General features: G+C 43.4%; 8 protein-coding genes. 2 read left to right on the top strand and 6 right to left on the bottom strand.

The features are described from left to right. The 3 genes from AC5V8P_RS21495 to AC5V8P_RS21485 form a co-directional block, all read right to left on the bottom strand. Positions 1–596: thiamine pyrophosphate-dependent dehydrogenase E1 component subunit alpha (locus AC5V8P_RS21495; RefSeq protein WP_259348051.1), on the bottom strand; the 596-nt coding region annotated here is incomplete at its 3' end. Positions 597–736: 140 nt separating this feature from the next. Continuing rightward, entirely contained in the window at positions 737–2,158 is a 1,422-nt protein-coding gene (gene lpdA, locus AC5V8P_RS21490; protein WP_064796367.1) for a dihydrolipoyl dehydrogenase, read from the bottom strand. Positions 2,159–2,280: 122 nt separating this feature from the next. Then, entirely contained in the window at positions 2,281–2,514 is a 234-nt protein-coding gene (locus AC5V8P_RS21485) for a hypothetical protein (RefSeq protein WP_064796545.1), read from the bottom strand. 210 nt (positions 2,515–2,724) lie between these two features. Here AC5V8P_RS21485 and AC5V8P_RS21480 point away from each other — a divergent pair, with 210 nt between their 5' ends. Next, on the top strand, positions 2,725–3,321 hold the full coding sequence (locus tag AC5V8P_RS21480; RefSeq protein ID WP_196771843.1) for a thymidine kinase: 597 nt from the start codon (positions 2,725–2,727) through the stop codon (positions 3,319–3,321). Between the two features lie 112 nt (positions 3,322–3,433). Here the strand turns inward: AC5V8P_RS21480 and AC5V8P_RS21475 are convergent, their stop codons facing one another. The 3 genes from AC5V8P_RS21475 to AC5V8P_RS21465 form a co-directional block, all read right to left on the bottom strand. Continuing rightward, on the bottom strand, positions 3,434–3,835 hold the full coding sequence (locus AC5V8P_RS21475; protein ID WP_064796365.1) for a hypothetical protein: 402 nt from the start codon (positions 3,833–3,835) through the stop codon (positions 3,434–3,436). 141 nt (positions 3,836–3,976) lie between these two features. Next, complete coding sequence (locus AC5V8P_RS21470) at positions 3,977–4,480, bottom strand: hypothetical protein (RefSeq protein ID WP_064796364.1); 504 nt, start codon at positions 4,478–4,480, stop codon at positions 3,977–3,979. 164 nt (positions 4,481–4,644) lie between these two features. Further along, positions 4,645–6,345, bottom strand: a complete 1,701-nt coding sequence (locus AC5V8P_RS21465; RefSeq protein WP_064796363.1) for a methyl-accepting chemotaxis protein — start codon at positions 6,343–6,345, stop codon at positions 4,645–4,647. Positions 6,346–6,851: 506 nt separating this feature from the next. Here AC5V8P_RS21465 and AC5V8P_RS21460 point away from each other — a divergent pair. Further along, on the top strand, positions 6,852–7,098 hold a 247-nt coding region (locus tag AC5V8P_RS21460; protein ID WP_495473843.1), incomplete at its 3' end, for a hypothetical protein.

Genomic DNA, 7,098 nt, shown 5'->3' with positions numbered 1-7,098 from the left:
TGAATCGGAACCGATATCGCGTATTGATTATTCTCGCACATAATGATGACCGGGAGTTTTTGTACACCCGCAAAGTTACAGCCTTCGTGGAAATCCCCCTGATTGCTGGAGCCTTCCCCAAATGTAACAAACGATACAAAGTCCTTTTTCTGCATCTTGGCAGCCAGCGCCACCCCTACTGCATGCGGCACCTGTGTCGTTACTGGGCTGGAGCCTGTCACGATACGCAGCCGTTTACTACCAAAATGCCCCGGCATCTGACGACCTCCACTATTGGGGTCATCTGCCTTGGCAAATGCCGACAGCATCAATTCGCGCGGGGTCATGCCAACTGCAAGCACGAATCCGTAATCCCGGTAATAGGGGAGGAAATAGTCCTTTTCCCGGTCCAGAGCGAAAGCCGCACCTACTTGTGCCGCTTCCTGTCCAATACCGGAAACGTGGAAATTAATTTTTCCTGCCCGTTGCAGGAGCATGTTGCGCTCGTCAAATCTTCTTGCGAGCAACATATATCTGTACATATCAATAACTTGTCCGTGAGTAAGTCCCAGCTGTTCATGTCTGAAGCCAGCGTCTACAGCGCCTTTAGAACTCATTGAGGCACCTCCTTAAATATCAAACATCCTACTTCCAGCATCTAGTACCATCTCGTCTTAAAACCTGGTACTAAACTCTAGCTAACCCCATTATAATCCTTTTCTCCCCAAAAAGAAAAGCACCGATTTATGTGAAACGTTTATATGCCTATCGCTTGTCCATCAACAGCCAGCATCGCTTCTCCCAAAATCTCCGACAACGTTGGATGCGGATGAATTAACTGTCCGACTTCCCACGGCGTAGCATCCAGCAACTGCGCAAGAGCGGCCTCGCTGATCAGGTCCGTCACATGTGTACCGACCATATGTACACCGAGAATATCATTGGTTTCCTGGTCAGCCACCACTTTGACGAAGCCGTCCCGACTGCCGTATACAAGCGATTTTCCAATCGCTTGAAAAGGGAACTTTCCTGTCTTCACCTGATGTCCACGTTCACGGGCTTCTTGCTCCGTCAAGCCGACGCTTGCGGCTTCTGGACGTGTGTAAATACAGCGCGGAATCATATAGTTGGGTACACTGTGAAACTCTTCGCCCGCCAAATGATGAACTGCCTGCAAACCTTCATGACTCGCCGCATGGGCCAGTTGTAAGCCGCCGATGCAATCCCCGATGGCGTAGATATGTGGCTCATTCGTCTGCAAATGCTCATTAACCGAGATAAAGCCACGCTCGACGCGGATATCGGTATTTTCCAGCCCGATATTTTCTACATTCGCCTGACGACCTACTGAAATGAGCAGTTTGGATGCACTGAGGGTTTCGGTTTCGTCCCCTTTTTGCACGTCAATCTGTACGCCTTCCTCGTCCTTGCCGTAGGTTTCAGCCAACACTTGCGCTCCCGTCAGCACCTTGACACCGCGCTTGGCTAACAAGCGTTGCATTTCACGCGAAACGTCCTCGTCCTCCGTAGGAATAAGCCGATTCGCTGCCTCAACCACCGTAACCTCCACGCCAAAATCATTTAGCATGGAAGCCCATTCCACGCCAATGACACCACCACCGACGATAATCAGGGAGGCTGGCAGCTTCTCCATAGTCAATGCTTCGTCGCTGCTCAGAATAAATTCGCCATCCGGCTCTAGTCCAGGCAGCACACGCGGACGTGATCCTGTTGCAATAATGAGATGTGCAGGGACAACCGTTTCCATCTCACCATCTTCTAGTTCCACAGCCACGGCTCCACTTTTAGGAGAAAATATAGACGGTCCAATCACACGCCCCTTACCACTCAGCACCGTAATTTTATTTTTACGCATCAAAAATTGAACGCCCTGGTGCAATTGCTCCACTACGGCTTCCTTACGCTCCTGAACTTTAGGAAATACAAGCTCTGCTCCCGATGTCTCGATTCCATATTGCGCACTTTCTTTAATCGTTGCATATACTTCCGCACTGCGCAGCAAAGCCTTGCTCGGAATACAACCACGGTGCAGACAGGTTCCGCCGAGCTTGTCCTTTTCGATGATAACCACTTCTTTGCCGAACTGGGCTGCGCGAATGGCTGCTACATACCCTCCAGTTCCTCCACCCAAAATAGCGACATCACAATGTATAGTCATGTTTCTCCTCCATTAACATTGATTATATATAGCTTATTGTACTCTCTTTATTTCACTGTACAAAATATAACGTTTAAGCATGAGCTACCAATCAACTAGTCCCATCCAGATATCTCACCCTATCATTCATACAGCGCGTCTCGTAATTTGGTAGACATTCTTGGACTTTGTGCTGATTTGGCTCGCAATGCCTTGCGAAAAGATTCATTTTGCTTGCTTAAAAAATCAAGCTCTGTCTCCAGCTCAATGATTAGCTCCAGCGCTTGCGGGCTAACCAGTCCTTGTTCCAGTAATACTCTTTTTTTCGCACTATAATCCGTGTTTTTTTCGTCCATGCCTTTCACTCTTCCCTTCATTCCACTACGCTTCACCATATCACGCCCGCGGCGGCAGAGCAATGACGACCACCATTACATTTGAAGAATAAACATACAATAACATGTCGAAAAACAATATATTTTCTCTAGTCTGTATGTGGCCCGTTATGGTAATCTATAATGGCGTTTTCTTTCGGAGATGAAGAAATTTGCAGTGTGATGTACATGTTACAGAGAGGGGAATTCGCTTTGCCTACAGGACGGATTACAATTATTACAGGCCCCATGTTCAGCGAAAAATCCGGCGAATTGATTCGCCGTTGTCAAAAACTAATCCAATACGGGCATCGCAAGGTGGTTGCCTACAAACCTGCTGAAGATAACCGTTATTCCGAGGATGAAATTGTAAGCCGGATCGGATATCGGCTGCCCGCTATTTCTATTCCAAGAAAACTCACGGATGAGCTTGTTCAGCGTATTTTGCAAGAAACAAAAGATGCCGATGTGGTTGCCTTTGACGAAGTCCAGTTTTTCAGCCGGCATATTATGGCGCTTATACAAGAGTTAGCTTATTGCCGAAAGCATGTCATTGCAGATGGGCTAAATCTGGATTACCGAGGCAAGGAGTTCGGTTATATCGGCGGTCTGCTCGCTATGGCGGATGACATCGAGAAGCTGACTTCTTTCTGCGCTGTATGTGGCAGCTCGGAAGCAGTATTTACGCAACGTATGGTCAATGGGAGACCTTCTACAGTAGGACCTATCGTGATGATCGGTGACTCTGAGGCTTATGAGCCTCGTTGTCGTAAATGCTTTATACCTCCTCATAAAGTGAACTGCGACTAGTAAGCAAAATGGGCTCCGGGATAAAACACGTCAAGAAGCTCCTAACCAATTACTTACATACGGTTAGGAGCTATTATTAATTATATGATGATCTTTCAATAGTTTAAATAGACTAAAGTGGCAGCATATCCTGCCTTTCCGCCTTGTGCTTACATTCTTTGCATACCCCATACAGCGAACCATTATCATCGGCATAAAAGGTTAATTTATCTTCTTTTTTACAAAAGGAGCATTTTTGCTTGCCTGTTCTCTGGATAGAGTCAGACAGTTCAAATCCAGCTTGGGCCTGGATATCTGTTGCTTTTGTATTCGGGCGTAGACCAGAAGACACTTTAGACTTCATTTCATTTCCAGAGCGGGATCGTCGGGCGGGCTTACGAGGACGAAATTCAACGATATTACTGCTCCGATGTTCATTCGCTTGTTTATTGCTACGTCCACGCCATGCCATAACAATCCAACCCAACACCACTAACAACGCACCGACGATCATCCAAGTCAGACTCTTCCACATGCTCTCATCCCCGCCTTTGCTTAGAATCTTTAGCGTTAATACCGCTAGAACGATAATACCTATTCCACGGAAATCCTTCTCCTCATGGTTATACTTATTTACTTCCCGACGGTGTGAACAAAAATTCCTCTTATAGTTGCATTACTCCCCTTGATAATAAAAATCAATGAATCTTTTCGTCAATGGATTAAATGTATCAAAGCGTTTGCGATGCGGTAAAAAGCCTGAATTATGTACTTGTTCTGCTAGTGTTTCTAAATGTTCAAAGCGCTTGAAAAAGGGCAACGCGAAAGCGTGAATATCTTCAATAATTTCTTGGATCACTCGTTCTCTTTCTGCTTCTGTGGACACAAGGTAATCCCTGTTTCCCGTATATTTTTTGGTCAAAGCAATCAACTCACTGTGAAAACAAACCCCTGTACTATATTTCTTTTTTATTTTTTTTGATTCCACGATAATGTAAACTTTTAACGCACTATATTTGGTCGCACTAAAACAAATTTCAAATATAAATTCCTTGTCTTCTTTTTTCAAAACTTTTCTACTTTTCAGATATTTAAAATCATTCAAAAATGGTGCAGCTATGATTTTGTCTATCGCTAACTGACGCAGGTCACTTGCTTTAAGTTCAGTCTTATTGACCATGATGTCTCTCCTATTCAAAGAGTTTCTCACCATTATATCATATCTTTCCAATTACAGGCTCGTCATACTACCATCCATTAATCACAATATATATTAAAATGAATAGGAAAAAGCCACTCTCAATAGAGCAGCTTTTCCCCTAAAATATAGAAACTGTATACAAATTATACTTTAAATTTACCAATTTGCCCTTGCAGATCCTCTGCCATTTTGGACAGGTTTCTTGCAGAGGAAGCTATTTCCTCCATCGATGCCAGCTGTTCCTGAGTTGCAGCAGATACGTGCTGTGTCCCGGCCGCAGCCTCTTCAGCAATTGCTGAAATTTGTTTTACAAAGCCAACAATCTCATCGGTACTTGCAGACATTTGCTCCGATCCAGCAGAGACTTCTTCAATTTCACTGGCTACTTTATTAACCGTTTCCTGAATAAGTTCAAAGGAGGCGCCTGCATTCTGCACAACTTCCCGACCTTTCATGACATCTTGCCCGTTGGATGCTACCGCCTCAATAGCATGCGAGGTATCCTTTTGTATCAATCCCACTAGCTCCGTAATTTGCTGAGCAGAATGAGCCGATTGTTCTGCCAACTTACGCACTTCACCTGCAACTACAGCAAATCCGCTGCCATGTTCTCCTGCGCGGGCCGCCTCAATGGCAGCGTTCAGCGCGAGAAGATTGGTTTGACTCGAAATGTTGGTGATGACATCAATAATCTTCCCGATCTCATCTGAACGCTCTCCCAATCCGGCCATCAGGTTAGCCAGGCTATTCATAGAGTCATTCACACCATTCATTTGGACAACAGCCTGCTGGATCATCTGATTGCCTTCAGCTGATTTGTGAGCCGCATCCTGTGCTGATGCAAAAACATTTTGCGCACGAATTGCAATTTGTTCCACGCCAATGGACATTTCCTCGATAGCCTGAGATGATTTGGTCACCATATCCACCTGGTTGCCCGTCCCTGTAGCAACTTCTTGCACTGTTTCGGTGATTTGCGCAGTTGCTTGGCTATTTTGCTCTGCGCTGGCTGTCAATTCTTCCGAGGACGTGGTTACCAGCTCGGTCGTCTGGCTTACAGACTGAATGAGTTGACGTAGGTTTTCAACCATTGTATTAAAGGAATGAGTTAGCGTGCTAATCTCATCCTTGCCCTTCACTACAATGGCTTCCCCAGTAAGATCACCGAAGGCAATGCTTTCAGCAGCGCGACTGATGCGCAAAATAGGCTTAGAAATAATTTGGGCTATAATGATCGCCATGATCAATGCTAGTATAACGGCTGCAATGCTCAAAACGATAACTAACTGTCTACCTGAAATAAAGCTATCAACAGCTTCTTTCGTCGTCAGTTTTGATCCATCTGCATTCAACTTAATCAGCTGACTGATCATATCGTTTGAACTATACCATAGCTTGTAAGATTCTTGGTGAAGGATGCTTGATTGAGTGTAATCATTAGCTCTCCCAGCGGCAATCACTTCTGGCAACTTATCCAAATATTCTGTGTAATTTTTGGAAAATTCCTCATACATTTCACGCTCTTTAGGAGTAGAAATTAACTTTTCATATGTTTTTCGGTCTTCTTCAACTTTTTTTAAAACCTTATTATATTCGGTCTGAACCTTTTCCATTTCCTGCGGGTCACGCTCTACAATAATGTTCAATGAAAGCCGCTCTACATCAGATATATCACCATTTAGTGTTCCGAGGATGGTCACACTTGGCATCCAATGGCTATCAATTTCCATTGAAGTATCGCCTAACTGTTTCATTCTTGAGATTGATACTGCACTAATCACAACCAACAGGATTATGACCGCAAGAAACCCTAATAACAATTTTGTTCGAATGTTAAATTTCATATATTCGCTCCTCAGTTCTCTTTATAATAGATATTATATCGACAAGAATCGACACATTGTTTATATCAAAATTAAAGAGAATTTCAGAACTGTATACAAAAGGGAAAATTTTCTTTGAGCTAGTTATCATAACTATTCAGGCTTGTTTTATAAACCACGAGAGTATTATTTTTAGTCTATCTAATTCCTCCTTTAAACATTGCAAGTCAAAATAACGGGATTTATTGTCTTCACACAGCATTTTATAGCATGAATGCATTATAATTTGTCTTACTTTGATCCTATTCCCTTGCGTCAATTGACTCGGCTACATCCTTGAAAGTACATGTATTATGTATAGACTTTTTTGACCTACTCAACAATTTGTCACGGTGGTTATTGAAGCAAGGTGTACAACTAATTGGAGATAAAGAATCGCCTGATAATTGAACAAACTTGATAGATAACTACAAAAATCAGTATAAGTTGTACTATTATATCTTTATACCTTTATAAGGAGAGATATTATGAATTATAGAGTTACTGACACTCATGTTTATGTCTTGGATTCCCATGCTACAATTCACGATGTACTGTGCTTCCCTAGATCAAACCAAGACTATAAAGATTTAGTTGAATTAGTATATGACAGTGAAACATATGGGATAACAAACATTGACGATTTTAAAGTATTTGACCACAGTCGAGTGACTGCTCCTTCAAAGGGCGGTTTCTTTTACACCCAAGAGTTCCTAATCCCTATCTTAAAACTGG

The sequence above is a fragment of the Paenibacillus sp. N119s genome (assembly GCF_059447605.1).
Note: the sequence above shows the minus strand (reverse complement) of the source record. Positions and strands in the feature narration are given on the sequence as shown.